General features: G+C 67.4%; 25 protein-coding genes and 1 pseudogene. 16 read left to right on the plus strand and 10 right to left on the minus strand.

The window, feature by feature from the left end:
• Nucleotides 1-10 precede the first annotated feature (10 nt).
• The 3 genes from F1D05_RS29035 to F1D05_RS29045 form a co-directional block, all read right to left on the minus strand.
• A complete protein-coding gene (locus F1D05_RS29035; protein ID WP_185443597.1) occupies nucleotides 11-1,165 on the minus strand; it encodes an epoxide hydrolase family protein in 1,155 nt (384 codons plus the stop codon).
• A gap of 108 nt (nucleotides 1,166-1,273) precedes the next feature.
• Entirely contained in the window at nucleotides 1,274-2,272 is a 999-nt protein-coding gene (locus F1D05_RS29040) for a hypothetical protein (RefSeq protein ID WP_246486067.1), read from the minus strand.
• Nucleotides 2,273-2,323: 51 nt separating this feature from the next.
• Complete coding sequence (locus F1D05_RS29045; protein WP_246486068.1) at nucleotides 2,324-3,034, minus strand: inositol monophosphatase family protein; 711 nt, start codon at nucleotides 3,032-3,034, stop codon at nucleotides 2,324-2,326.
• A 199-nt stretch (nucleotides 3,035-3,233) separates the two neighbouring features.
• On the opposite strand from F1D05_RS29045, the gene F1D05_RS29050 reads away from it, so the two are divergent.
• Nucleotides 3,234-4,499: a D-arabinono-1,4-lactone oxidase gene (locus F1D05_RS29050; protein WP_246486069.1), complete on the plus strand. Its 1,266-nt coding sequence runs from the start codon at nucleotides 3,234-3,236 to the stop codon at nucleotides 4,497-4,499.
• On the opposite strand, the gene F1D05_RS29055 is transcribed toward F1D05_RS29050, so the two are convergent.
• Together F1D05_RS29055 and F1D05_RS29060 are read right to left on the minus strand one after the other, a co-directional pair.
• Entirely contained in the window at nucleotides 4,496-5,182 is a 687-nt protein-coding gene (locus tag F1D05_RS29055; protein WP_185443598.1) for a cache domain-containing protein, read from the minus strand. The genes F1D05_RS29050 and F1D05_RS29055 overlap by 4 nt on opposite strands.
• On the minus strand, nucleotides 5,182-5,934 hold the full coding sequence (locus F1D05_RS29060) for a FadR/GntR family transcriptional regulator (protein ID WP_185443599.1): 753 nt from the start codon (nucleotides 5,932-5,934) through the stop codon (nucleotides 5,182-5,184). The genes F1D05_RS29055 and F1D05_RS29060 overlap by 1 nt, the downstream gene beginning before the upstream one ends.
• A gap of 126 nt (nucleotides 5,935-6,060) precedes the next feature.
• Between F1D05_RS29060 and F1D05_RS29065 the strand changes: the two genes are divergently transcribed.
• From F1D05_RS29065 to gabT, 6 genes are all read left to right on the plus strand, one after another.
• Entirely contained in the window at nucleotides 6,061-7,494 is a 1,434-nt protein-coding gene (locus F1D05_RS29065) for an aminobutyraldehyde dehydrogenase (protein ID WP_185443600.1), read from the plus strand.
• A 9-nt stretch (nucleotides 7,495-7,503) separates the two neighbouring features.
• The gene (locus F1D05_RS29070) at nucleotides 7,504-8,622 is read left to right on the plus strand and encodes an ABC transporter ATP-binding protein (RefSeq protein ID WP_185443601.1); all 1,119 of its coding nucleotides are present in this window, start codon (nucleotides 7,504-7,506) and stop codon (nucleotides 8,620-8,622) included.
• A gap of 10 nt (nucleotides 8,623-8,632) precedes the next feature.
• Nucleotides 8,633-9,841, plus strand: a complete 1,209-nt coding sequence (locus F1D05_RS29075; RefSeq protein ID WP_185443602.1) for an ABC transporter substrate-binding protein — start codon at nucleotides 8,633-8,635, stop codon at nucleotides 9,839-9,841.
• 98 nt (nucleotides 9,842-9,939) lie between these two features.
• Nucleotides 9,940-10,716: an ABC transporter permease gene (locus F1D05_RS29080; RefSeq protein ID WP_246486070.1), complete on the plus strand. Its 777-nt coding sequence runs from the start codon at nucleotides 9,940-9,942 to the stop codon at nucleotides 10,714-10,716.
• Nucleotides 10,716-11,525, plus strand: a complete 810-nt coding sequence (locus F1D05_RS29085; protein WP_185443604.1) for an ABC transporter permease — start codon at nucleotides 10,716-10,718, stop codon at nucleotides 11,523-11,525. Before F1D05_RS29080 ends, F1D05_RS29085 begins: the two co-directional genes overlap by 1 nt.
• 21 nt (nucleotides 11,526-11,546) lie before the next feature.
• Nucleotides 11,547-12,893, plus strand: coding sequence for a 4-aminobutyrate--2-oxoglutarate transaminase (gene gabT / locus F1D05_RS29090; RefSeq protein ID WP_185443605.1), 1,347 nt, complete (start codon nucleotides 11,547-11,549; stop codon nucleotides 12,891-12,893).
• On the opposite strand, the gene F1D05_RS41130 is transcribed toward gabT, so the two are convergent.
• Together F1D05_RS41130 and F1D05_RS29100 are read right to left on the minus strand one after the other, a co-directional pair.
• Nucleotides 12,890-13,594 carry a MarR family winged helix-turn-helix transcriptional regulator gene (locus F1D05_RS41130; RefSeq protein WP_246486071.1) on the minus strand — a complete coding sequence of 235 codons (705 nt, stop codon included), beginning with the start codon at nucleotides 13,592-13,594 and terminating at the stop codon, nucleotides 12,890-12,892. The genes gabT and F1D05_RS41130 overlap by 4 nt on opposite strands.
• Nucleotides 13,591-14,880: a nicotinate phosphoribosyltransferase gene (locus tag F1D05_RS29100; RefSeq protein ID WP_246486918.1), complete on the minus strand. Its 1,290-nt coding sequence runs from the start codon at nucleotides 14,878-14,880 to the stop codon at nucleotides 13,591-13,593. The genes F1D05_RS41130 and F1D05_RS29100 overlap by 4 nt, the downstream gene beginning before the upstream one ends.
• A 106-nt stretch (nucleotides 14,881-14,986) precedes the next feature.
• On the opposite strand from F1D05_RS29100, the gene clpS reads away from it, so the two are divergent.
• The 6 genes from clpS to F1D05_RS29130 all read left to right on the plus strand — a co-directional run bounded on the left by clpS (nucleotide 14,987) and on the right by F1D05_RS29130 (nucleotide 19,072).
• Nucleotides 14,987-15,274, plus strand: a complete 288-nt coding sequence (gene clpS, locus F1D05_RS29105) for an ATP-dependent Clp protease adapter ClpS (protein WP_185443607.1) — start codon at nucleotides 14,987-14,989, stop codon at nucleotides 15,272-15,274.
• Entirely contained in the window at nucleotides 15,271-15,825 is a 555-nt protein-coding gene (locus F1D05_RS29110; protein WP_185443608.1) for a DUF2017 domain-containing protein, read from the plus strand. Before clpS ends, F1D05_RS29110 begins: the two co-directional genes overlap by 4 nt.
• Before the next feature lie 383 nt (nucleotides 15,826-16,208).
• Nucleotides 16,209-17,144, plus strand: a complete 936-nt coding sequence (locus F1D05_RS29115; RefSeq protein WP_246486072.1) for an aldo/keto reductase — start codon at nucleotides 16,209-16,211, stop codon at nucleotides 17,142-17,144.
• Nucleotides 17,145-17,229: 85 nt separating this feature from the next.
• Nucleotides 17,230-17,685 (plus strand): Mov34/MPN/PAD-1 family protein, encoded by a 456-nt coding sequence (locus F1D05_RS29120; protein WP_185443610.1) that lies wholly within the window; start codon nucleotides 17,230-17,232, stop codon nucleotides 17,683-17,685.
• 158 nt (nucleotides 17,686-17,843) lie between these two features.
• A complete protein-coding gene (locus F1D05_RS29125) occupies nucleotides 17,844-18,122 on the plus strand; it encodes a MoaD/ThiS family protein (protein ID WP_185443611.1) in 279 nt (92 codons plus the stop codon).
• A gap of 2 nt (nucleotides 18,123-18,124) precedes the next feature.
• Nucleotides 18,125-19,072 carry a PLP-dependent cysteine synthase family protein gene (locus tag F1D05_RS29130; RefSeq protein ID WP_185443612.1) on the plus strand — a complete coding sequence of 316 codons (948 nt, stop codon included), beginning with the start codon at nucleotides 18,125-18,127 and terminating at the stop codon, nucleotides 19,070-19,072.
• A gap of 125 nt (nucleotides 19,073-19,197) precedes the next feature.
• On the opposite strand, the gene F1D05_RS29135 is transcribed toward F1D05_RS29130, so the two are convergent.
• Nucleotides 19,198-19,566, minus strand: a complete 369-nt coding sequence (locus F1D05_RS29135; RefSeq protein WP_185443613.1) for a hypothetical protein — start codon at nucleotides 19,564-19,566, stop codon at nucleotides 19,198-19,200.
• A gap of 141 nt (nucleotides 19,567-19,707) precedes the next feature.
• Between F1D05_RS29135 and murI the strand changes: the two genes are divergently transcribed.
• The 3 genes from murI (at nucleotide 19,708) to F1D05_RS29150 (ending at nucleotide 22,302) form a co-directional block, all read left to right on the plus strand.
• On the plus strand, nucleotides 19,708-20,550 hold the full coding sequence (murI, locus tag F1D05_RS29140; RefSeq protein WP_185443614.1) for a glutamate racemase: 843 nt from the start codon (nucleotides 19,708-19,710) through the stop codon (nucleotides 20,548-20,550).
• A gap of 174 nt (nucleotides 20,551-20,724) precedes the next feature.
• Nucleotides 20,725-21,471, plus strand: coding sequence for an MBL fold metallo-hydrolase (locus F1D05_RS29145; protein WP_185443615.1), 747 nt, complete (start codon nucleotides 20,725-20,727; stop codon nucleotides 21,469-21,471).
• Complete coding sequence (locus F1D05_RS29150; RefSeq protein ID WP_185443616.1) at nucleotides 21,472-22,302, plus strand: alpha/beta fold hydrolase; 831 nt, start codon at nucleotides 21,472-21,474, stop codon at nucleotides 22,300-22,302.
• Here F1D05_RS29150 and F1D05_RS29155 read toward each other — a convergent pair.
• Together F1D05_RS29155 and F1D05_RS41135 are read right to left on the minus strand one after the other, a co-directional pair.
• Nucleotides 22,295-23,254 carry a Gfo/Idh/MocA family protein gene (locus F1D05_RS29155; protein ID WP_246486073.1) on the minus strand — a complete coding sequence of 320 codons (960 nt, stop codon included), beginning with the start codon at nucleotides 23,252-23,254 and terminating at the stop codon, nucleotides 22,295-22,297. The two genes, F1D05_RS29150 and F1D05_RS29155, sit on opposite strands and share 8 nt — an antisense overlap.
• A gap of 22 nt (nucleotides 23,255-23,276) precedes the next feature.
• Nucleotides 23,277-23,474 (minus strand): annotated as a pseudogene (locus tag F1D05_RS41135) (gfo/Idh/MocA family oxidoreductase); the annotation flags it as partial.
• Between the last annotated feature and the right edge of the window lie 125 nt (nucleotides 23,475-23,599).

Consider the following 23,599-nt stretch of genomic DNA (forward strand, 5'->3'; position numbering starts at 1 on the left):
ACTCGGGGCACTAGAACGCGCCGACATCCACAACACTAGTGCGCGGTAGGGAATTCGAGCCGTCCGCCCGCTGGAACCGGCTGAAGGCGGCCCGGAGGTCGGCCATCCAGTCGTCCGGTGCCGAGTGAGCGGCGAAGTGGTTGCCGGAGGTGTACTCCGTCCAGGAGACCAGACCGGTGTGGTCATGCTCGGCCAGCGAGCGGATCGAGCGGTAGTCGTTGGCGAACTGGGCCACTGCCAGCGGGGCACTCGATGTCTGACGCCGGCCGGTACGGGACGCCTCGTAGTACAGGCGCATCGAGGAGGCGACGGTGCCGGTCAGCCAGTACGTCATCACGTTGGTGAGCACGAACTCCAGGTCGTGGCCACCGCGGTAGATCAGATCCATCCAGCCGAGCAGCCCGACCGGCGAGTCCGACAACGCGTGCGCGAGGCTCTGCGGCTGCTGAGACTGCAGTACGTCGTACGCGCTCATCGTCTGCCCGTACCACTCGCGGTCGGCGAGCACAGCCGGGTCGTCGATGACTTCGCCCGGTCGTGGCTCCGCGAAGACCTGGGTGACGTGCATGCCGATCACGTCCGAGGGGAACAATCGCCCCAATGCCAAGGAGACCGACGACCCCCAATCGTTGCCTGCAGCACCGAAGCGGTCGTAGCCGAGCCGCTTCATCAGGGTGTGCCAGGTGACGGCGATCCGCTCCAGGTCCCAGCCGCGATCACGGGTGGGTCCGGAGAACCCGAATCCTGGCAGGGACGGAATCACCAGGTGAAATGCCTGCGCCGGATCCCCGTCGTGCTGGCGCGGATCGGTCAGCGGCCCGATCACGTCGAGGAACTCGAACACGGATCCGGGCCAGCCGTGGGTCAGGATCAGCGGCGTCGCATCCGGCTCTGGCGACCGCACGTGCAGGAAGTGCACCCGCTGCCAGTCGATCACCGTGCTGTACTGCGGAAACGCGTTCAGTCGCGCCTCCCACCGACGCCAGTCGTAGTGGTCTCGCCAGTACGCCACCTGCTGCCGGACATGCCCACCCGGTACGCCGTAATCCCAGTCGCTGTCCGGAATCTCCTGCGCCCACCGAACCCGCGCCAATCGCTCAGCGAGATCGTCAAGCACCCGCTCCGGTACCGCCACCTGATCCGGCTTGATCGCACCGATACTCATGTCACTCCCTAGGCTCGAAACCGCTCTCGAGCCGTACGTCGTAGCCCCGCGCCTGAACTCGACATTCTGTGAGTCAGGCGCGGGAGACGACGACGTGGAAGTTGTTCGTCAGGCGAGACCGGTGAGGGAAGAGATCGTTGCCTTGTGCAAGTGGGTGATCACGTTCAGGGTCTTCGGGTCCGAGCGGTAGGTGTGCGAGCCCGACTCGAAGACGAGGTAGGCGCGGCCGCCGTACTCGGTCACTCCCTCGGACATGCTCGGCGCGCGGAAGCAGCTCAGCTTCGCCTTGTCGAGATCCGGCTGGCCGCGGCGGACGACGTACAGGTTGCTGCGGTTCGTCCGTCCGTAGGAGGTGCTGAAGACGAAGTGGGTGCCGGTGACGAGCAGGCCCTGGGTCTTGGCCGGCACCTCCCACGCCTTGTTGATCGTGGTCAGCGAGCCGTTGCTGTTGATCTTGTACTGGTACATCTTGTCGCGGCCCTTGTCGTTGAACTTGCCGGACCAGATGTAGCCGCCGTAGCTGGTCAGGAACGACGCGCCGTAGACCTTGCGGTCGGGGCCGACGGGCTTGATGAGCGGCGTACCGGCCTTCTTGAGCCCGGCCTTGAGGTCGGACAGCCGGTACTTGCGGATCGTGTTGGTGCCACCCTGCACGAACGCCCAGCCGTTGCTGGTGGTGATGCCGCCGCCGTGTGTCGGGGCGATCGCGACCACGCCGACGGTCTTGTTGGTGGCCGGGTCGATGCCGATGATCTGCGAGTTCGAGCCGGTGCGGTAGGCCGCGACCAGCAGCAGGTCCTTGCTGCCGTCCCAGTTCCACCAGGTACCGATGCCCTGCGGCGTGTGCGTCGAAAGGTTCGGCACCGCCGCGCTGTTGCTGAAGCGAGCGTCGTAGACCTTCGAGGCGGACGGCCCGTCGTAGAACGGCTTGCCGCCGGTCGCGGTACTACAGCTGATCGCCTGGACCGAAGCCGTGTTCTGGGTCGCTGCCTGCGAAGAGTCAGATCCGGTCAGTGCGACCGTGACAGCGGTTCCGGTACCCAGAACGCCTGCCAGGCCGAGCGCGATGACCGTACGGCGACGGGGAAAGGTGGTCGGGAGCAACATCTATTCCTCTCAAAAGTCGGACCTTTCGACCCTAACTTCCGCGGAGGTTCATCAGTCGGTGGCTTCGTAAGCGGTGAGGAATCGGTTCAGGGCGACCGGGTTCAGGTCGGATGTGTAGGCGGCGTAGCCGGGCTGGTTCCAGCCGTCGGCGCCGAAGCCGTGGTAGAGACCTCCCGCTTGTTCGACGATCAGGCGGCCGGCGCAGATGTCCCAGGCGTTGACCGAGGTGCCCATGGCGGCGTCGATCCAGCCCGCGCCGACGTGCGCGAGGCTGAGGGCCGCGCTGCCCGAGCGGCGCAGAGTCCCGTACGACGTGGCGAGGTCGCCGAAGCGGGCCAGTCCCTCGGCTCCGTCGGTGGCGACATCGCGAGCGCTCGGGTAGCCGGTGATGATGAACGCCTCGGCCTCGTCGCGGTAACCGGTCGAGCGGATCGGGCTCCCGTTGTGCCAGGCGCCCGACAGATCGGCGGTGAAGAGATCTCCGGACATCGGGTCGAGGATCGCGCCGGCCACGATCCGCCCGTCGACGACGGCACCGATCGACGTACAGAAAAAGGCCAGGCCGCGGGCGAAGTTCGCCGTACCGTCGATCGGGTCGACGTACCAGGTGACGTCGCCGGTGCCTTGGTGGGCGCCGTCCTCCTCGCCGACGATGCTGCTGCCGGGGACATTGGCGGTGAGCGATTTGGTGATGGCTTCCTCGGCCCGCCGGTCGTGCTCGGTGACCGGGTCGTGCTGGTCGCGCTTGAACTCGATGTTCATCGTGCTGCGGAAGGCCGCTCGGAGGTCATCGGCGACGAGCCGGGGCCCGCCTCTGCGGCGGCAGCGCGGAGTTCCGCGGAGTACGCGACCACGGTGGCATCGGGGCTGGCTGGACCATCGACGGAGGACATCGGGCTCCAAGGGAAGGCAGTCGGGACGCGTCCACCCTATGGCCTGCATGTAAGGATCAAGTCCGGGCATGTCAGGATCAACTGAGGAGGCCGGCATGGGTGGATTGCGGAACTGGGCGGGGAACATCGAGTTCGGCGCGGAGCAACTGGACGTGCCGGAGTCGGTCCTGGAGTTGCAGGGGCTCGTCGCCGGCAGCGACAAGGTCCGGGTGCTCGGAACCGGCCATTCGTTCAACCGGATCGCGGACAGCCCTGGGCGGCTGGTGTCGATAGCGGACCTGCCACAGGTGTTGCAGATCGACGAAGAAGCGAGCACGGTCACGATCTCGGCCGGTCTGCGGTACGGCGAGGTGACGGCTGCTGTCCAGGCCCAGGGTTTCGCCTTGCACAACCTCGGATCGCTGCCGCACATCTCGGTCGCCGGGGCGTGCGCGACCGGGACGCACGGTTCCGGTGACACCAACAAGCCGCTGGCCGCAGCGGTTTCCGGGCTGGCTTTCATCAGCGCCGACGGGGAGCTCACCGGGCTGAACCGTGACGATCCGGATTTCGCCGGTGCGGTGATCTCGCTCGGCGCGCTCGGGGTGATGGTGCGGATGAGGCTCGACCTGCAACCGGCGTACGAGATCAGTCAGATGGTGTACGACGGGCTGCCGGTCGAGCGACTCAGCTCGGACCTCGACGAGGTCTTCGGCTCGGCGTACTCTGTCAGCGCGTTCACCGACTGGGCCGACCCCGACGTGATGGTCTGGCGGAAGTCCAAGGACACCACCTTCGAGCCCGAATGGCTGGGTGCCCGGATCGCCGACGGACCGCGGCACCCGATCAAGGTGATGCCGGCCGACTTCGCCACCCAGCAGGGTGGCGTCCGCGGGCCGTGGAACGAGCGGCTGCCGCACTTCCGGCTCGAGTTCACCCCGAGCAACGGCGAGGAGCTGCAGTCCGAGTACTTCGTACCGCGGGATCGCGCCGCCGAGGCCTTCACCGAATTACGGGCCCTGGGCAACCAAATGGCAGGCCTGCTGCAGGTCTCCGAGATTCGGACGATCGCAGCCGACGACCTCTGGCTCAGCCCGAGCCAGGGGCGGGACACGGTCGCGCTGCACTTCACCTGGGTCCCCGACCAGCAAGCCGTCATGCCGGTCCTGGCGGAGCTGGAGGAGAAGATCCTTCCGCTCGGAGCCCGCCCGCACTGGGGCAAGGTCTTCGCCGCAGACGCCGGCGTGCTGCGGGATTGCTACCCGAAGGTGCCGGACTTCACCGCGTTGACGACGAAGTACGACCCGGACGGCAAGTTCCGCAACGACTATCTGGAGACCTACCTGCCGCGCTAGGTCAGATCGACCAACGCGAGGGGCAGATCGCCGATCGGGTGCTGGGTGACGTCGGTGGCACGGAGCAACGTGCCGCTGACGTGCCGGGCGCTGTTACTCAGCACGATCCGGCCCTCGGCGTTGACGATGGCAACGGTTCGGCCGGTGGCCCGCAGTGACGGCAGGACGGCCTTCTCGAAGGTGAACACCCGGACGTCCGCGCCGGCCACTCCGACGAACCGGTCGCCGGCGACGACGGGCACGGTGAAGGTGAGCGTGTAGTCGTCCGTGCAGAGGTAGTCGACGTACGGACCGGTGATGTGCCGGCGGCCGGTGTCGCGCGGCACCTCGAACCAAGGCAATGAGCCGTAGTCGTAGAAGTTCTCGCCGCGCGGATCGGTGTCCACGATCAGCCGGTCCGGCGCGCCGTTGCGGAGCATGAACCACTCCAGCCACCAGCGCGAGTCGGCCAGCACGTCCACCGCAGCGACGTACCCGGCGCCCTGGATCCGCCCGGCCGCATCGGCCAGGGTCGGCAGCACCAGTTTGCTGACGCCCGTGAGATCCGTACGCCGGACAGCGTCACGATCCGCGAAGACGTCCCGCACCTCGGCCGCGATCCGGTCAGCCAGGCCGAAAGCCTCGCCCGCCACCGCGTCGACCAGGCTCAAGATACTCGCGACGCCCTCAGTCCGTGTGCTCATCAATCCTCCAGCGTTGGCGTCGTGAGTCTGAGGTCGATCAGGCGTGCCGTCGAGTCCGCGACGCGTTCCTCGGCGGCGGCTCGGGCTGCCTCGGGGTCGGCGTCGGCGATCGCCGCGACGACGGTCCGGCAGCTTTGCACGGTCAGCCGATGGCTCTCGTCGTCGCCGAACGCGAGCCACAGCAGGGTGCCGACCTCGGCCTGCAGGCTCACTTCCGCGCGGTAGAGCCGGGTGGACTGGGCCGTGGCGGCGACCTCGATGTGGAACTGCGCGTCGGCCCGCCGCCGGGCACCGGCGCCGTCTGCGTTGTCCAACGCGTCGCAGACGCCGTTCAGGCGCTTGACGTCCTGCGGCGTGGCTCGTTCGGCGGCCAGTCGCGCGGCCGTACCGGCGATGGCGCTGTAGTGGTCACCGAGATCGCGGAGCTGGGCGAGGCTCAGCTCGGCCAGCCGGTCCCGCACGATCGCGGTCGACATCTCTTCCTGGGCCTTGACGAAACTGCCGCCGCCGCGGCCGCGCCTGGTCCGGATCAGCCCGCGCTGGCGGAGGGCGGAGAGTGCCTCGCGGATGGTCGTGGTGGAGACGCCGAAGATGCCGGCCAGGTCGGCCTCGCCGGGGAGCTGCTCGGAGTCGGGCAGCAGACCGAGCGCGATCGCGTCGGTGAGGCGCCGGGCCACCAGTTCGGACCGGCTCAGCGATTCCAGCGGCGCGAACACGGCCGCCGCACCGCTGCCGTAGAACCGCAGCGCCATTCCACCCACCCTTCTGGCCGTCGATCGGACACAGGTCCGACACGGTTGCAGAGTATTCCGGCCGATCGCTTGAACTTTAACATCTGATTTCATATGTTTACGCCCACTCAAGGCGAGGAGAGCGGGATGCGAACCGTCCGGAACCTGATCAACGGGAAGTCGCGTGACGCGAGCAGCGGTGCGACCAGTGAGCTCGTGGATCCCGCGACCGGCAAGGTCTTCGGAACGGCCCCGCTGTCCGGCGCCGAGGACGTGGACCTGGCCTACCGAGCCGCGGCCGACGCTGCCACCGACTGGGCGGCGGCCACGCCTTCGGAGCGCCAGCGCGGCCTGCTCCGGTTCGCCGACCAGATCGAGGCGCGCGCCGACGAGTTCGTCGCCGCCGAGTCGGAGAACACCGGCAAGCTGCTGGAGCTCACCAGAACCGAAGAGCTCGCCGTGATGGTCGATCAGCTCAGGTTCTTCGCCGGTGCGGCCCGGCTGCTGGAGGGCAAGTCGGCCGGTGAGTACCTGGCCGGCCATACGTCGTGGGTCCGGCGCGAGCCGATCGGGGTGGTCGGCCAGATCACCCCGTGGAACTACCCGATGATGATGGCGATCTGGAAGTTCGCCCCGGCCGTTGCCGCCGGCAACACAGTGGTGCTGAAGCCGGCCGAGACGACGCCGGTGACGACGGTGCTGCTGGCCGAGATCGCGGCAGAGGTGCTGCCGCCCGGAGTACTGAATGTCGTCTGCGGCGACCGCGACACAGGCCAGGAAGTCGTCTCGCATCCCACGCCCGAACTGGTCAGCATCACCGGCTCGACCCGCGCGGGCATGCAGGTCGCGAGCACGGCAGCCCTCGACCTGAAACGAACCCACCTGGAGCTCGGCGGCAAGGCGCCCGCCATCGTCTTCGCCGACGCGGACCTGGCAGCCGCCGCCGAAGCGATCGGAATCGGCGGCTACTTCAACGCAGGCCAGGACTGTACTGCGGCCTGCCGGGTGCTGGTCCACGAAAACGTGCACGACGAATTCGTTGCCGCGTTGGCCGATTGGGCCCGCTCGAACGCGCGACCCGGGTTGGCCGACGACACGGACGCGCTGTTCGGGCCGTTGAACAACAGTGTGCAACTCGGACGGGTGCAAGGGTTCCTCAGCCGGTTGCCCGAGCACGCGACGGTCGTGCTCGGTGGACAACGAGCCGGCGGCGTGATGACAGACGGCTTCTTCTACGAGTCGACGATCGTCACCGGACTCCGCCAGGACGACGAGATGATCCAGGACGAGGTCTTCGGACCGGTGATCACGGTGCAGACATTCAGCGACGACGACGATGCCCTGCGGATGGCGAACGGCGTGCAGTACGGATTGGCGTCCAGCGTCTTCACCACCAACCACGGAAGAGCGTTGCGGATGTCGGCCGCGCTCGACTTCGGCTGCGTCTGGATCAACACGCATATCCCGCTGGTCGCGGAGATGCCGCACGGTGGCTTCAAACACTCCGGCCACGGCAAGGACCTGTCCATGTACGGACTCGAGGACTACACCCGGGTCAAGCACGTGATGTCGGCCTTCTGAGGACCATGGATGACCACACCGATGACTGACGACACGGCGACCGGCGACACGGCGACTGGCGTACGGGCTGGTGCGCCGGAGACCGCGATCAGCCTGCGGGGTCTGCGGAAGATCTTCGGGTCCGTGACAGCGGTGGCCGGGATCGACCTGGACATCGCCGAGGGCGAGTTCTTCTCGATGCTCGGCCCGTCGGGTTCCGGTAAGACGACCGTGTTGCGGATGATCGCGGGTTTCGAGGCGCCTACCGAGGGCCGGATCCTGCTCGGCGGGACCGAGGTGACCGACCGTCCGCCGTACGCGCGGGATGTGAACACGGTCTTCCAGGACTACGCGTTGTTCCCGCACATGAGCGTGCTGCAGAACGTCGAGTACGGGCTGCGTGTGAAGCGGGTCGAGCGCCGGCTGCGCAGACCCCGCGCCATCGAGGCTTTGGAGACCGTGCGCCTGACCGGGTACGGCGATCGCCGTCCGCATGAGCTGTCTGGTGGCCAACGGCAACGAGTCGCGCTTGCTCGCGCGCTGGTCAATCGGCCCAAGGTGCTGCTGCTCGACGAGCCGCTCGGCGCGCTGGATCTGAAGCTGCGCCGGGAGATGCAGATCGAGCTGAAGGCGATGCAGCGCGATGTCGGCATCACCTTCCTGTTCGTCACCCACGACCAGGAGGAGGCCCTGACGATGAGCGATCGGATAGCGGTCTTCAACGGCGGCCGGATCGAGCAGGTCGCGGCGCCGGCCGAGCTCTACGAGCATCCGGCGACGGCCTTCGTCGCCGGCTTCGTCGGCACTTCGAACCTGCTCGACGGCGCGGTCGCCAAGGCCGTGCTGGGTCAGGACGGGTTGTTCACCGTCCGGCCCGAGAAGATCCAGATGCGGCCGCGCGACGAGGCCGCCGCCGACGGTGACTGCAGGGCGGACGGTGTGGTGCGCGAGGTGGTCTACCTCGGCTCGGCCACGCAGTCCGTCGTCGACCTGGACGCGGGCGGGTCACTCATCGTCCTGCAGCAGAACCTGCGTGGGTCCGTCCAGGACAAGCTCGATCTCCGCGGCGCCCAGGTCCGGCTGACCTGGCATCGCGAACACACCGTCGCGATCGACGGTCCGCGAAGTGCCTCAACCCCTCCTGATTAGGAGATCTCCGATGAAGTCGATGGTCAAACTCACCGCCGCGACGGGCCTGTGCCTGATCGCCCTGGTCGCGGCCTCCTGCGGCACCTCGAAGAACAGTTCGAGCGGTTCGGCGGCGAACTCCGGCTTCACCGCTCCCGGTCTGCCGAAGCTCGACAAGCTGGGCACCGGCGAGGGCAAACTGAGCGTGCTGGCCTGGCCGGGGTACGCCGAGGACGGCTCGAACGACCCGAAGGTCGACTGGGTCACCCCGTTCGAGAAGAAGACCGGCTGCCAGGTGACCGTGAAGACGTTCGGCACTTCCGACGAGGCCGTCAGCCTGATGAAGACCGGCGCGTACGACGTGGTGTCGGCCTCCGGTGACGCGTCGCTGCGGCTGATCGCGGGCGGCCAGGTCGAGCCGGTCAACACCGACCTGATCCCGAACTACGCCGACCTCTACCCATTTCTCAAGGACCGGCCGTGGAACTCGGTGAAGGGCCAGATGTACGGCGTACCACACGGCTACGGCGCGAACCTGCTGATGTGGCGGACCGACAAGGTGACACCGGCGCCGACGAGTTGGGGCGCGGTGTTCGAGAGCGATTCGCCGTACAAGGGGAAGGTGACGGCGTACGACTCGCCGATCTACATCGCCGACGCCGCGATGTACCTGATGACGAAGAAGCCCGACCTGGGCATCAAGAACCCGTACGCGCTGGACGACAACCAGTTGCAGGCCGTGGTGGAGCTGCTGAAGCAGCAGAAGACGATGGTTTCGGAGTACTGGTCGGACTACCTGAAGGAGGTCCAGGCGTTCACCAGCGGCAACTCGGTGATCGGCACCACCTGGCAGGTGATCGCGAACGTGGCGACCGGCGAGAAGGTGCCGGTGTCGGTGACGGTCCCGACCGAGGGTGTCACCGGCTGGTCGGACACCTGGATGGTGAGCGCGGCCTCGAAGAACAAGACCTGCGCCTACCAGTGGATGGACCACATCGTCAGCCCGGAGGCGAACGCGGCGGTCGCCGAGTACTTCGGTGAGTCGCCCGCGAACGGCAAGGCGTGCGCGCTGACCGCGGACAAGAAGCACTGCGACACCTTCCACGCCGGCGACGCGGCGTACTCCGAGAAGATCTGGTACTGGACCACCCCGATCGAGCAGTGCCTGGACGGCCGCACCGACGTCAAGTGCACCGACTACGGCAAGTGGACCCAGGCCTGGACCCAGATCAAAGGATGATCACTCGGTCTGAGTCGGTGCGGCGGGGGAGCCTGCTGCAGCGGCATCCTCGGATTCGTCTCGGGTTGTTGCTCGGGCCGCCTATGTTGTGGCTTGGGGTGGCGTACCTCGGGGCGTTGGCGGCGTTGTTCGTTACGGCTTTGTGGTCGCAGAACAGCTTTACCGGGTTGATCGAGCGGGAGTGGTCGCTGGACAGCTTCCGGACGTTGTTCACGGTGGATGTGTACCGGACGATCGCGTTCCGTACGGTCGGTGTTGCCGCGCTGGTGACTGTGGTCGACGCGGTGGTCGCCTTTCCGATCGCGTTGTACATGTCGAAGGTGGCGCGGCCGGGGCTGCGGCGGTTCCTGCTGGTGGCTGTGCTGATGCCCTTGTGGGCAAGCTATCTGGTCAAGGCCTATGCCTGGCGCGGGATGTTTTCCGAGGGCGGGCTGGTGTCTTCCGTGCTAGGAGTGGTCGGTCTCGACTCGCCGGGATATGGGCTGATCGCAACGATCGTGACGCTTGCCTACCTGTGGCTGCCGTACATGATCCTGCCGATCTACGCCGGACTCGAGCGATTGCCGAATTCGTTGCTGGAGGCATCTTCTGACCTGGGCGGCAGATCCGGTACCACGATCCGCCGCGTCGTCCTGCCAATGGTGTTCCCGGCCGTGGTGGCGGGCTCGATCTTCACCTTCTCGCTGTCGCTGGGCGACTACATCGCCGTACGGATCGTCGGTGGCACGAATCAGCTGCTGGGGAACGTCGTGTACGACAACGTGGGTGCGGCGAACAACCTGCCCTTCGCGGCCGCGGTCGCCACGGTGCCGGTCGTGGTGATGCTGGTGTATCTGGCCGCTGTTCGCCGTACGGGCGCGATGGAGAGCATCTGATGACCATCTCCCGACCGACCCGGATCGTGCTGCGCTGCTTGACGATACTGATCCTCGGCGTGATCTACGTGCCGCTCGCGCTGGTGGTGGTGAACTCGTTCAACGTGAACAAGACGTTCGCCTGGCCGCCGAAGGACTTCACGCTGGAGTGGTGGAAGCGGGCGGCCGAGAGCCAGGGCGCGCTGGACGCGTTGTGGGTGAGTGTGCGGGTCGGACTCGCCGCGACGGTGATCGCATTGGTACTCGGCACGATGATCGCGTTCGCCTTGCAGCGGTTCAGGTTTTACGGCCGCGAAGCGGTGTCGTTGCTGGTGATCCTGCCGATCGCACTGCCCGGCATCGTCACCGGGATCGCGCTGAACAACGCGTTCCGGACCATCTTCGGGTGGGAGCTGGGATTCGTCACGATCGTGATCGCGCACGCCACCTTCTGCATCGTCACGGTCTTCAACAACGTGATCGCCCGGCTGCGGCGGATGGGATCGCAACTGGAACAGGCGTCGGCGGATCTCGGGGCCTCCGGCCTCACCACCTTCCGCCTGGTGACGTTCCCGTTGCTGCGGTCGTCGCTGCTGGCCGGTGCCTTGCTGGCCTTCGCGCTGTCGTTCGACGAGATCATCGTGACCACCTTCACGGCCGGCGCGCAGGAGCAGACGCTGCCGATCTGGATCTTCAACAACCTGTTCCGGCCGAACCAGGCGCCGATCGTGAACGTCGTCGCCGCCGTCCTGATCACCGTCTCGGTGATCCCGGTCTGGCTGGCGCAGAAGCTGTCCGGGGACGCGGAATCCATGGGCGCTGGAAGATAGAATCAGAGGGAGCTCAAGACAATGGTCAAACAAGAACGCCTGCTGGTCACGGAGATCCCCGGGCCTCGCTCGGTGGAGCTGCTCGCACGAACCCGGCAGGCGGTGGCGCGCGGCGTGGGAATCACCCTGCCGGTGTTCGTCGAGCAGGCGGGCGGCGGCATCCTGGTCGATGTCGACGGCAACCACCTTATCGACTTCGGCTCCGGGATCGCGGTGACGAATGTCGGCAACTCGGCCGAGCGGGTGGTCGCCGCCGTCCAGGAGCAGGTCGCGCGATTCACCCACACCTGCTTCATGGTCACGCCGTACGACGGGTACGTGGCCGTCTGCGAGGCGCTGAACCGGCTGACGCCGGGAGACCACGAGAAGCGCTCGATCCTGCTGAACTCCGGGGCCGAGGCGGTCGAGAACGCGGTGAAGATCGCCCGGGTGCACACCGGGCGGGATGCGGTGGTGGTGTTCGACCACGGGTACCACGGCCGGACCAACCTGACGATGGCGATGACGGCGAAGAACATGCCGTACAAGGACGGGTTCGGGCCGTTCGCGCCGGAGGTCTACCGGGTGCCGACCTCGTACCCGTTCCGCGAGCCGCTCACCGGTGCGGAGGCGGCGGCCCGGGCGGTGGGGCAGATCGAGAAGTACGTCGGGGCGTCGAACGTCGCGTGCGTGGTGATCGAGCCGATCCACGGTGAGGGCGGATTCGTCGCACCGGCTGAAGGGTTCCTGCCCGCGATCGCCGACTGGTGCCGCGAGAACGGCGTGGTCTTCGTCGCCGACGAGATCCAGACCGGCTTCGGTCGGACGGGAGACCTTTTCGCCTGCTCGCACGAAGGCGTCGTACCGGACCTGATCACGCTGGCGAAGGGGATCGCCGGCGGATTGCCGTTGGCGGCGGTGACGGGCCGGGCCGAGATCATGGACTCCGTGCACGTGAGCGGCCTCGGCGGCACGTACGGCGGAAACCCGGTCGCTTGCGCGGCCGCACTCGCCGCCATCGCCACGCTGGAAGAACTCGACCTACCGGCCCGAGCCCGCGAGATCGAGTCGCTCATGCTCCCGGCGCTCGAAGAGCTCGCGACCCGCCACCCGTCGATCGGCGACATCCGCGGCCGCGGCGCGATGATCGCCATCGAACTGGTCGACGACGCGCTGGCCACGAACCCCACCGCAACCGCAGCCAAGACCCCGAACGCCGCAGCAACCGCCGCCATCGCCAAGGCCTGCCACGCCGAAGGCCTGGTAGTCCTCACCGCCGGCACTTACGGCAACGTCCTCCGCTTCCTCCCACCCCTGGTTATCCCGCACGACCTACTACGAGAAGGCCTCGAAATCCTCGGCAAGTCCTTCGACTCGGTGCTGAGCTAGCCGGGGAGGTCGTCGACGTTGGCGGTGATGGTCCAGAGGAGGTTGCGGAGGAGGCGGCGGTCTTCGGGGGTGACGCCGGCGAGGGCGCGGTTGCCTGCCTGGGCGTGGAGTTGCTGGACGGTGTGGGCGAGTTCGGTGCCGTGGTCGGTGAGTTCGATGCTGACCTGGCGGGCGTCCTTGTCGTTCTTGACGCGGCGGACCAGGCCGGCGGCTTCCATCCGCTGGGTGGTGCGGGTGGCGGTTGGGACCTCGACGTCGAGGACCTTCGCGAGCTGGGCGACCGGGAGCGAGCCGAGGTGCAGGAGCTTGGCCAGCACGATCTCCTGACCGGTGTGGACGCCGGTGCCGGCCAATTCGTCGCCGATGGCTTTGCGGGCGGCGCGGTCCGCGAACCGGAGCGCGATCAGGATGTCGGCCGCGCTGGCCGGCGCATCCGGTGACCACTTCAGCTTCGACGTGCCGGGGTCGCTGTCGGCACCCGAGGCACCCGAGGCACCCGAGGCACCGGAGTCGCCGACGGCACTCGATGCTCCGGGGTCGCTGTCGGCACTCGAGGCACTCGAGGCACCCGAGGCACTCGATGCTCCGGAGTCGCCGGCGGCACTCGATGCTCCGGAGTCGCCGGCGGCACTCGAGGCACCGGGGTCGCTGTCGGCACTCGATGCGCCGGGTACACCGGAGTCGCCGCCGTCGGTTGTCATCGGTTGGACCTTGGCGCGAACGGGTTGCGCGCGTTGAGGTCGCCGATGTACTCCGTCGGGATGGCCGGCTCGCCGCGGCTGAGCTGGCTGGCGCTGCGGGGGAGTTCGTCGCGGACCTTCAGGTGATGCGCCTGGGACTCCGCGGGCGTCGTCCGGCCGATGATCTTGCCGGCCTCGACCAGCGGCTTCAGCAGCTCGCGGTCATCGCCGTCGTCGACCGGGGCCTGCCCGACGCCGATCAGCTCGACCTCGGCGACTCCCGCGGCGGACCGGCGGCGGAGCGCGTACTTGCGGCCGCCGATGGAGATCTTGTCCGGGCTCTTCTTCGCCACCGGAGCCATCACACCGGTCGCGTCCTCCCGCGACACCAGCTTGTAGACGAAGCCACAGGTGGGATAGCCGCTGCCGGTCACCAGCGACGTACCGACGCCGTACCCGTCGACGGAGGCCGGCGCGAGCGCGGCGATCTGGAATTCGTCCAGGTCGCTGGTGACGATGATCCGGGTCTTGGTGGCGCCGAGCGCGTCGAGCTGCTCGCGGACCTGCCCGGCCAGCGAGGGCAGGTCGCCGGAATCGAGCCGGACGGCACCGAGCTCCGGGCCGGTGATGTCGATCGCGGTCTTCACCGCCTCGGTCAGGTCGTAGGTGTCGATCAGCAGCGTCGTTCCCTTGCCGAGGGCATCGACCTGGGAGACGAAGGCATCGCGCTCGGAGTCGTGCAGCAGGGTGAACGAGTGCGCCGCCGTACCGGCACTCGGGATACCGAAGCGGCGGGCCGCCTCGAGGTTGGAGGTGGTGGCGAAGCCCGCGATGTACGCCGCGAGGGCGGCCGCGACGGCCGACTCCTCGTGGGTCCGCCGCGAACCCATCTCGATGCATGGCCGGCCGCCGGCCCACCAGGTCATCCGGGAGGCGGCCGAGGCGACCGCGGAATCGTGGTTCAGGATCGACAGGAAGACGGTTTCCAGCAGCACCGCCTCGGCGAAGCTGGACTCGACCACCAGGACGGGGGAGCCGGGGAAGAAAATTTCGCCGTCGGCGTACCCGCTGATGTCGCCGCTGAAGCGGTAGCCGGCCAGCCAGTCGCAGGTAGCCTGGTCCACGATGGCCCGGTCGCGCAGGAACTCGATCGTCTGCTCGTCGAAGCGGAACCGCTCGAGCACGTCGAGGAGCCGGTTCACGCCGGCCACCACGCCGTACCGGCGGCCGTCCGGCAGGCGGCGCGCGAACAGTTCGAAGACCGAGCGGCGATGTGCCGTACCGTCGGCGAGGCTGGCCTGCAGCATGGTCAGCTCGTAGTGGTCCGTCAACAGCGCGGTGGACGCGCCTCCCGTGGTAGTCACAGGGGCAGCCTATTGCGAGTCCGGAACCGATGATGGAGAGAATGGTCTGGTGACCACCGCACCAAGCGAACTTGCGAGCCCCGAAGTCGACGAGGCGATCGAGTTGAGCCCACCGTGGGTGACGATCGTCTGGAACGACCCGGTGAACCTGATGGACTACGTCACGTTCGTGTTCCAGACGTACTTCGGCTACTCCAAGACCAAGGCGCAGAAGCTGATGATGCAGGTGCACGAGGAGGGCAAGTCGGCCGTCTCCAACGGCAACCGCGAGGCGATGGAGCGCGACGTCGAAGCCATGCACACCTACGGCCTGTGGGCCACCTGCGAGAAGTCGTGACGAGGTTCCGTAAGCGCAAGAAGACCGTGATCGTCAGCTTCGCCGAGCACGAGGCCGACATCCTGGCGAACCTGCTGCGCAACCTGGTCGAGCTCCTGTACGACGGGATGCCGCCGCGCGCGACCGAGTCCAGCGATCCGCTGGCGGCGCTGCTCGACAACGACGGGCCGACGTCGCCGCCGGAGGACGTAGTACTGCAGCGGCTGCTACCGGACGCGTACAAGGAGGACGACCACGCGTCGTCGGAGTTCCGCCGGTTCACCGAGCGCGGGTTGCGCGACACCAAGGCGGGCGACGCCAAGCGGGTGCTCGCCGCGCTGGAGGAAGCGTCAGCGGTCGATGACGGCATCACGCTCGAACCAGAGGACCAGCTGTCGTGGCTCCGCGCCCTCAACGACCTCCGGCTCGCGATCGGCACCCGCCTGGACATCAAAGAAGACGACTACGGAGTCTGGGAACAACTCCCCGACGACGACCCCCGCCGCCTGACGTACGACCTGTACGACTGGCTCGGCTACCTCCAGTCAGCTCTGCTGCACAACATGCGCTAGGCGCGGGTGCAGGTCAGGGAAAGCGGAGGCGGGGGATGGCTCGGCTACCTGCAGTCAGCTCTGCTGCTCAACATGCGCTAGGCGCGGGTGCAGGTCAGGGAAAGCGGAGGCGGGGGATGGCTCGGCTACCTGCAGTCAGCTCTGCTGCTCAACATGCGCTAGGCGCGGGTGCAGGTCAGGGAAAGCGGAGGCGGGGGATGGCTCGGCTACCTGCAGTCAGCTCTGCTGCTCAACATGCGCTAGGCGCGGGTGCAGGTCAGGGAAAGCGGAGGCGGGGGATGGCTCGGCTGCCTCCAGTCGGCGCTGCTGTACGACATGCGTTGGTAGGTAGGGTCGGGGCTATGGAAAACAGGACTCTTGGGCGTACTGGGCGGGATGTTGGCGTGGTTGGGCTGGGGGCCTGGCAGCTGGGAGCTGACTGGGGTGAGGTCGGGGAGGACGAGGCTCTCGCCGTACTGCGGGCAGCTGTGGACGGCGGCGTCACGTTTATCGACACCGCGGACGTGTACGGCGATGGGCGGAGCGAGCGGGTTGTCGGGAAGCTGCTGAAGGAGCACCAGGGGCTCACGGTCGCGTCCAAGATGGGGCGTCGGGTCGAGCAGAAGACCGGGAACTACAACCTGGACGCGTTCCGCGCCTGGAACGATCGGTCGCGGGAGAACCTCGGCGTCGACACCATCGACCTGGTCCAGCTGCACTGCCCGCCGACCGAGGTCTACTCGACCGGCGCGGTCTTCGACGCGCTCGACACCTTGGTGCAGGAGAAGCGCATCGCGGCGTACGGCGTGAGCGTGGAGACCTGTGCGGAAGCGCTCACCGCGATCGCCCGGCCGAACGTGGCCAGTGTGCAGATCATCCTGAACGCTTTCCGGCTGAAGCCCCTCGACGAGGTACTCCCGGCCGCGGCCGAGGCGGGCGTCGGCATCATCGCCCGGGTCCCGCTGGCCAGCGGCCTGCTGTCCGGCAAGTACGACGAGAACACCAGTTTCGGGGCCGACGACCACCGCAATTACAACCGCAAGGGCGAGGCCTTCGACGTCGGCGAGACCTTCTCCGGCGTCGACTTCGCCACCGGCCTGGAGGCGGTCAAGCGGCTGATCCCGCTGGTCCCCGAAGGGGCGACGATGGCCCAGTTCGCGCTCCGCTGGATCCTCGACCAGCCGGGCGTCTCGGTGGTCATCCCCGGCGCGCGCAACCCGGAGCAGGTGGCCGGCAACGTCGGCGCGGAGGCGCTCGACCCGCTGACCGCCGACCAGCTCAGCGCAGTACGGGATGTGTACGACGAGCTGATCCGCCCGCAGGTGCACGACCGCTGGTAGGCGGCTGCCGAGCACCTGGTGTCCACATGGTGGACCGACTCAGGCGTTGGTCGGGGCGATCCGCCGTCCGCCGTACCGTTGAGTTGTGCTGATCATCGACCAGGCGACGTACGACGCGATCGTCGCGCACGCCCGCCGGGACCACCCGGACGAGGCGTGTGGCGTGGTGGCCGGGCCCGAAGGCTCGGACCGGCCGCAGCGGTTCATCCCGATGCTGAACGCGGCGATGTCACCGACGTTCTACGAGTTCGACTCCGGCGATCTGTTCGGCTTGTACAAGGAGATGGACAAGCGGGACGAGGAGCCGGTGGTGATCTACCACTCGCACACGGCCACCGAGGCCTACCCTTCGCGGACCGATATCAACCTGGCGCAGGAGCCGAACGCGCACTACGTCCTGGTCTCGACCAGGGACGGCGCGGACGCACCGGAGTACGACGGGCCGGTCGAGTTCCGGTCCTACCGGATCGTCGACGGCGAAGTCACCGAGGAAGACGTCAAGGTCGTGGCGGACTATGAAGGTGGTGTGTCTCGTGGATAGCTCGGCACCGGCGGCGCCCAGGCGGGCACCTCGCCGCGTTGGAGGAAAAGGCACGATAGAAAAGCATCGAGCCCTTCCCTCCGCCTTGCGATGCACCCACCTGGACACCGCCGGCACTCAAGCTATCCACGAGACACACCACCTAGGAGAAATCTGAAATGGCGATCGAGTTGCGCGTGCCGACGATTCTGCGCACCTATACCGGTGGCGAGAAGGCGGTGAACGGGGACGGCGCCACGCTGGCCGAGTTCATCGACCACGTGAACGGCAACCACCCCGGGTTGAAGGAGCGGATCGTCGAGGGTGAGCCGGAGGAGCTGCGCCGGTTCGTCAACGTCTACGTCAACGACGAGGACGTCCGCTTCACCGGCGGCCTGACAACCGGTGTGAAGGACGGCGACGTGGTCGTCGTACTGCCGGCTGTCGCCGGCGGCTGATCATGCGCTTCGACAGCCTGCTCGACTCGATCGGCGGTACGCCGCTGGTCGGGCTGCCCAAGCTGTCCCCGTCGGCCGACGTACGGTTGTGGGCCAAGCTGGAGGACCACAACCCGACCGGGTCGATCAAGGACCGGGCCGCGTTGCGGATGCTGCTGGACGCCGAGAAGGACGGCCGGCTGCGGCCGGGCAACACCATCCTCGAGCCGACGTCGGGCAACACCGGGATTTCGCTCGCGATGGCCGCCAAGCTCCGTGGCTACCGGATGGTCTGCGTGATGCCGGAGAACACCTCGCAGGAGCGCCGGCAGATCCTGCGGATGTGGGGCGTCGAGATCATCTCCTCGCCTGCCGCGGGCGGCTCGAACGAGGCGGTCCGGGTGGCCAAGCAGGTCGCGGCGGACCACCCCGACTGGGTGATGCTGTACCAGTACGGCAACCCCTCGAACGCGGCGGCGCACTACGACGGGACGGCCCGGGAGATCCTCACCGACCTGCCGTCGGTGACGCACTTCGTGGCCGGGCTGGGCACCACCGGCACGCTGATGGGCGCCGGCCGCTTCTTCCGTGAGCACAAGCCGGAGGTCCGGATCGTCGCCGCCGAACCGCGGTACGGCGAACTCGTCTACGGCCTGCGCAACCTCGACGAGGGGTTCGTGCCGGAGCTGTACGACGCGTCGCTGATCGACGCCAGGTTCTCGGTCGGCCCGCGCGACGCGGTCCGGCGGGTGCGCGAGTTACTGGACAACGAAGGCATTTTCGCCGGGATCTCGACCGGCGCGATCCTGCACGCGGCGCTCGGCCAGGCGGCCAGGTGCGTCCAGGACGGGCAGTCCGCGGACATCGCGTTCGTCGTCGCCGACGGCGGCTGGAAGTACCTGTCCACCGGCGCCTACGAAGGCACGATCGATGAAGCAGAGGACCGCCTCGAAGGTCAACTCTGGGCCTGAAGCAGTACTTCTATGGGCGGACCTGCCTGAGCCACGTCTACGCGGTCCCGCTGCACTGACAGCCGGCACCACGGACTGGTAGGTCCGGCCTGCAGCATCAGGTCGGATCCGCCGGTCGGGCCGGATCAGGAAGGTTGCTTGAAGAGGATCTTTCGTCCTAGCCGGGGATGAGTGCCGCGGCCCTTGCAACTGCTGCAGGGGCGTTGGGCGTAGGTGAAGATGGTGCCTTTGTGCCGTCCGGCTCCGTTGCAGCGACCGCACTTGGCGTTCGGGTGCAGCGAGAGCGAGATGATGTAGACGGCCAAGACGGCGATCGCGAGCAACAGCAGCATCCCGGTCGGCCCGAGGGCCGAGCCGATGTCTGCCGACGTACTGCTCGTGGTCGTTTCCGCGGCCTGGCCGGTGGCGTGTCCTGCTGCCGTGGCGTTGGTCGGATGCGGATTCGGTGCGGCGGTGGAACTCAGGGCCACCGCGATCTGGACTGCCAAATTCATGGCATCGCTAAGGGCGGTCGGAAACACATCCGTTAAGAGTGGCCTGCGTCACGTCACAATGCAATTCCTGAGAGTAAAGATGTGGATAACTCCGGCGTGTCGTTTCGTCTTGTAGGTAAGGCTCACCTTCGAGCCTGCCCGATGCCGGTCCTGTCGGTCCTCAGAGCTAGGGTTCACACCGTGGCAGACGCACCGATCGGCATCTTCGACTCCGGCTTCGGCGGGCTGACCGTGGCCCGCTCGGTGCTGGACCAGTTGCCGCATGAGCCGATCCTGTATCTGGGCGACACGGCTCGTCAGCCGTACGGTCCGAAGCCGATCGCCGAGGTCCGTGAGTACGCGCTTGAATGCCTGGACCACCTGGTCGAGGGTGGCGTGAAGATGCTCGTGATCGCCTGCAATTCGGCCAGTGCCGCGATGCTCCGCGACGCCCGCGAGCGGTACGACGTACCGGTGGTCGAGGTGATCCTGCCGGCGGCGCGTCGTGCGGTCGCTGCCACCCGCAACAACCACGTCGGCGTGATCTGCACCCACGCGACGGCGTCCTCGCTTGCCTATGAGGATGCGTTTGCCGCCGCTCCGCAGGTCGAGCTGCTGACCAAGGCCTGCCCGAGTTTCGTCGACTTCGTCGAGGCCGGCACGACGTCCGGTCCGGAGTTGCTCGCGGCGGCGCACGAGTATCTCGATCCGCTGGTCGAGGCCGGCGTCGACACCCTCATCCTCGGGTGCACCCACTACCCGTTACTGACCGGCGTCATCTCGTACGTGATGGGCGACGAGGTCAGCCTGGTCAGCAGCGCCGAGGAGTGCGCCAAGGACGTGTACGGCGTGCTGACCAAGAGCGGCCTGCTGCGAGCGGACAACCTGCCGGCACCGCAGCACCGGTTCGTCACCACCGGGAACCCGGCCGAGTTCGCCGCGATCGGCTCGCGGTTCCTCGGCCCGGTGCTTTCCGGCGTCGACCAGTTCGCCTGGGTCCGCTAGACACGCCGAGCCAGATGTGACGCGGCTCGCACCTGGGTGTCGCGGCGTCCGTTGTCAATGGCACCGGTACCGGGGCGGGACGTGCCGGAATCGTCGCCAGGTAACCGGTTCAGCTGATCGCCGACGCCCTGAGGTCGTCTGCGAACTGACCAACCCGCCGGTAATGTTCAAGGTATGAAGCTCACCGTGCTCGGCTGCTCCGGGTCCGTCCCCGGTCCGGACTCGCCTGCCTCGAGCTATCTGGTCAGCGCGGACGGCTTCAACCTGGTCCTCGACCTGGGCAGTGGCGCGCTGGGCGCGCTGCAGCGGCATCTCAGCGTGCCCCAGATCGGCGCGATCGCCCTGTCCCACCTGCACCCGGACCATTGCATGGATCTGTGCGGGCTGTACGTCTCCGCGAAGTACTCGCCCGCCTCGCCGTTCCCGCGCATCCCCGTCTACGGTCCGCCCGGTGCGGCCGGCCGGATGGCGCTGGCCTACGACCTGCCCGAGGATCCGGGGATGGAGGAGGAGCTGGAGTTCCATACCTGGCAGGAGATCCAGCAGATCGGGCCTTTCACCGTCCGCACCACGCCCGCCATCCACCCGGTCCCGGCGTACTCGATCAGAGTTGAGCACGGCAACAAGGCCCTCGTCTTCACCGGCGACACCGGCCCGAGCGACGCTCTGATCGAGCTTGCCCGCGGTGCCGATGTGCTGCTGTCGGAAGCGGCCTTGAAGGACGACGATCCGAACAATCCGGTTGATCTGCACCTCACCCCCGCCGATGCTGGGGAGCATGCCAAAAGAGCGGGCGTGAAGCGCCTCGTCATCACCCATGTCCCGCCGTGGTTCGACCGCGACATTCAGGCCGAAGGTGCTCGCCGCACCTTTCCCGGTGAGGTTCTGGTCGCCACCCCCAACGCGGTCTTCGAGATCTAGATGCACGTCGAACTGTCGGACGGCGTACGCCTGCGCACTATGACAACCGGTACGGCGACCGCCGCGCTGCCCGTCGTTCTGGTGCATGGCGGTCCTGGCCTCTGGGACTACCTGGAACCGGTGGCGGAAATGATCGGCGATCGTACGGTCGTGCACCGGTTCGACCAGCGCGGGTGCGGCAGGTCGGACCCATCCGAAGACCAGACGATGAAGCGGCTCCAGGACGACATCGAGGAACTCCGGCAGCACTGGGGCTACGAGAAGATCGTTGTCATCGGCCACTCCTTCGGCGCCACGCTCGCGCTGACCTACGCGGCGGCGTACCCGGCCAGCGTCGCGCGAGTCGGCTACCTCGGCGGCGTCGGCATCGGCGACTGGTTCACCCCGTACGAGGCGGAGCGGCTTCGGCGGATGACTCCGGCGCAACAGGCCCGGCTCGACCAGTTGAGCGGCCGGAAGCGAAGCCAGGAAGAGGAAATCGAGTTCCGCGCGTTGTTCTGGTTCACCGATCACGCCGATCGCGAGCAGGCCTGGAAGTGGGGCCTGGAGGATGCGGACGTCCCGTATCCAATCAACTTCTCCGCCAACAGCGCGATCAACGCGGAGACCGAGTCGTGGTCCGACGAAGACCTCGCCCGTACAGCGAGCGCCGTCACCGCGCCGGTCTGGTTCGTCCATGGCGACGGCGACCCGCGCCCGGCGAGCGCAGTACGGGAACTGGCCGAACACGTTGCCCAGCACGAGTTCCGGCTGATCGAAGGCGCCGGCCACTCGCTCCACCGCGAGCGACCGGACGCCTTACGAGAAGTACTTGCGGAGATTGTCAGCTAGGCCGCGACTGGCCTTGGTCGAAGTACTCGATCAGTGCTGGGTCGAGTGCCGGGATGTCGATCGGGGCGCCGTTGGAGCGCAGCGAGGTGGTGGCCGCGTAGCCGGCGGCGACGGCCGCGCGGGCCGCGATCGGTGAGGTGATGGTCGCGCCGCCGTCGCGGACGAAGTTGACGAATTCCGCCACCAGGCGGGGATCCGCGCCCGCGTGCCCACCCTCTGCATCCGGGATGTCGACCACCAGATCGGCGTCCTCGCGGTAACCGGAACGGCCGCTGTTCCAGACCTTCACGACGCCACCGGGGCCGTCGCCGAAGTTCTCCAGCCGCCCGGCCGTGCCGATCACGGTGTAGTTGCGCCAGTAGTCCGGGGTGAAGTGGCACTGCTGGTAGGTGAGGAAAACCCCGTTGTCCAGTTGGAGATTCGCCATCGACAGGTCCTCGACGTCCATCACCGGCGCGAGTCCCGTCTGCGACAGCGGCGGCCAGTTGTCCTCGGAGACGAAGTCGGAGAACCGCTGCCCGGAGCGATCCTGGCGATCCTCGATCCCGCCGTACAGGACCAGCCCGCCGAGTGCGTTCGCCCGGGTCGTGTAGCCGTCGGCCAGCCAGTGCATCACATCGATGTCGTGGGCACCCTTCTGCAGCAGCAGACTGGTGGTCCGGCTGCGGTCGGCGTGCCAGTCCTTGAAGTAGAAGTCGCCACCGTGGCCGACGAAGTGCCGGCACCAGATCGTCTTCACCTCGCCGATCGCGCCGGACCGGATCAGGTCCCGCATCGTCTGTACTACGGGCATGTGGCGCATGTTGTGCCCGACGTACAGGCGGGAACCGCTGTCGTACGCCGCCTGCAGCACCCGGTCGCAACCGGCGGTCGTGATCGCCAGCGGCTTCTCCACGAAGACGGCGACGCCGGCCCTGGAGGAAGTCGATCGCCGGATCCTCGTGCAGGTCATCGGGGGTCGTCAGGAAGACGCCGTCCAGGTTCAGGTCGAGCAGTTCCTTGTGGTCGCCGTACGCCTTCGCCTCGGGGTAGTTGTCGAGGGCGGCCTGCTGCTGGGCGCCGACCGGGTCGCAGACCGCGACGATCCGCGATCCCTCCCCGGGCTGGTGCGCATGGCGGGCGATCCCGCTGCGGGCGCCGAGTCCCACCACGCCGAACCGAAGATCAGTCATAATCAGGCAACTCCTGCACGTAGGTGTTTGCAGGAGCCTATGTCTGGACACTTCCGATCTTCAACACCCGGTTCATCAGGTGGTGTCAACCGACCGGTCACCTGGGTGGCACCCAGGACTCGCTC

Source organism: Kribbella qitaiheensis, assembly GCF_014217565.1.
GTDB lineage: Bacteria > Actinomycetota > Actinomycetes > Propionibacteriales > Kribbellaceae > Kribbella > Kribbella qitaiheensis_A.

Bases quoted from the DNA above. Each gene is read 5' to 3' on its own strand.
- F1D05_RS29035 (WP_185443597.1), bottom strand. From the start codon at position 1,165: ATGAGTATCGGTGCGATCAAGCCGGATCAGGTGGCGGTACCGGAGCGG.
- F1D05_RS29040 (WP_246486067.1), bottom strand. From the start codon at position 2,272: ATGTTGCTCCCGACCACCTTTCCCCGTCGCCGTACGGTCATCGCGCTC.
- F1D05_RS29045 (WP_246486068.1), bottom strand. From the start codon at position 3,034: ATGAACATCGAGTTCAAGCGCGACCAGCACGACCCGGTCACCGAGCAC.
- F1D05_RS29050 (WP_246486069.1), top strand. From the start codon at position 3,234: ATGTCAGGATCAACTGAGGAGGCCGGCATGGGTGGATTGCGGAACTGG.
- F1D05_RS29055 (WP_185443598.1), bottom strand. From the start codon at position 5,182: ATGAGCACACGGACTGAGGGCGTCGCGAGTATCTTGAGCCTGGTCGAC.
- F1D05_RS29060 (WP_185443599.1), bottom strand. From the start codon at position 5,934: ATGGCGCTGCGGTTCTACGGCAGCGGTGCGGCGGCCGTGTTCGCGCCG.
- F1D05_RS29065 (WP_185443600.1), top strand. From the start codon at position 6,061: ATGCGAACCGTCCGGAACCTGATCAACGGGAAGTCGCGTGACGCGAGC.
- F1D05_RS29070 (WP_185443601.1), top strand. From the start codon at position 7,504: ATGACCACACCGATGACTGACGACACGGCGACCGGCGACACGGCGACT.
- F1D05_RS29075 (WP_185443602.1), top strand. From the start codon at position 8,633: ATGAAGTCGATGGTCAAACTCACCGCCGCGACGGGCCTGTGCCTGATC.
- F1D05_RS29085 (WP_185443604.1), top strand. From the start codon at position 10,716: ATGACCATCTCCCGACCGACCCGGATCGTGCTGCGCTGCTTGACGATA.
- gabT (WP_185443605.1), top strand. From the start codon at position 11,547: ATGGTCAAACAAGAACGCCTGCTGGTCACGGAGATCCCCGGGCCTCGC.
- F1D05_RS41130 (WP_246486071.1), bottom strand. From the start codon at position 13,594: ATGACAACCGACGGCGGCGACTCCGGTGTACCCGGCGCATCGAGTGCC.
- F1D05_RS29100 (WP_246486918.1), bottom strand. From the start codon at position 14,880: ATGCTGCAGGCCAGCCTCGCCGACGGTACGGCACATCGCCGCTCGGTC.
- F1D05_RS29125 (WP_185443611.1), top strand. From the start codon at position 17,844: ATGGCGATCGAGTTGCGCGTGCCGACGATTCTGCGCACCTATACCGGT.
- F1D05_RS29130 (WP_185443612.1), top strand. From the start codon at position 18,125: ATGCGCTTCGACAGCCTGCTCGACTCGATCGGCGGTACGCCGCTGGTC.
- F1D05_RS29135 (WP_185443613.1), bottom strand. From the start codon at position 19,566: ATGAATTTGGCAGTCCAGATCGCGGTGGCCCTGAGTTCCACCGCCGCA.
- murI (WP_185443614.1), top strand. From the start codon at position 19,708: ATGCCGGTCCTGTCGGTCCTCAGAGCTAGGGTTCACACCGTGGCAGAC.
- F1D05_RS29145 (WP_185443615.1), top strand. From the start codon at position 20,725: ATGAAGCTCACCGTGCTCGGCTGCTCCGGGTCCGTCCCCGGTCCGGAC.
- F1D05_RS29150 (WP_185443616.1), top strand. From the start codon at position 21,472: ATGCACGTCGAACTGTCGGACGGCGTACGCCTGCGCACTATGACAACC.
- F1D05_RS29155 (WP_246486073.1), bottom strand. From the start codon at position 23,254: ATGACCTGCACGAGGATCCGGCGATCGACTTCCTCCAGGGCCGGCGTC.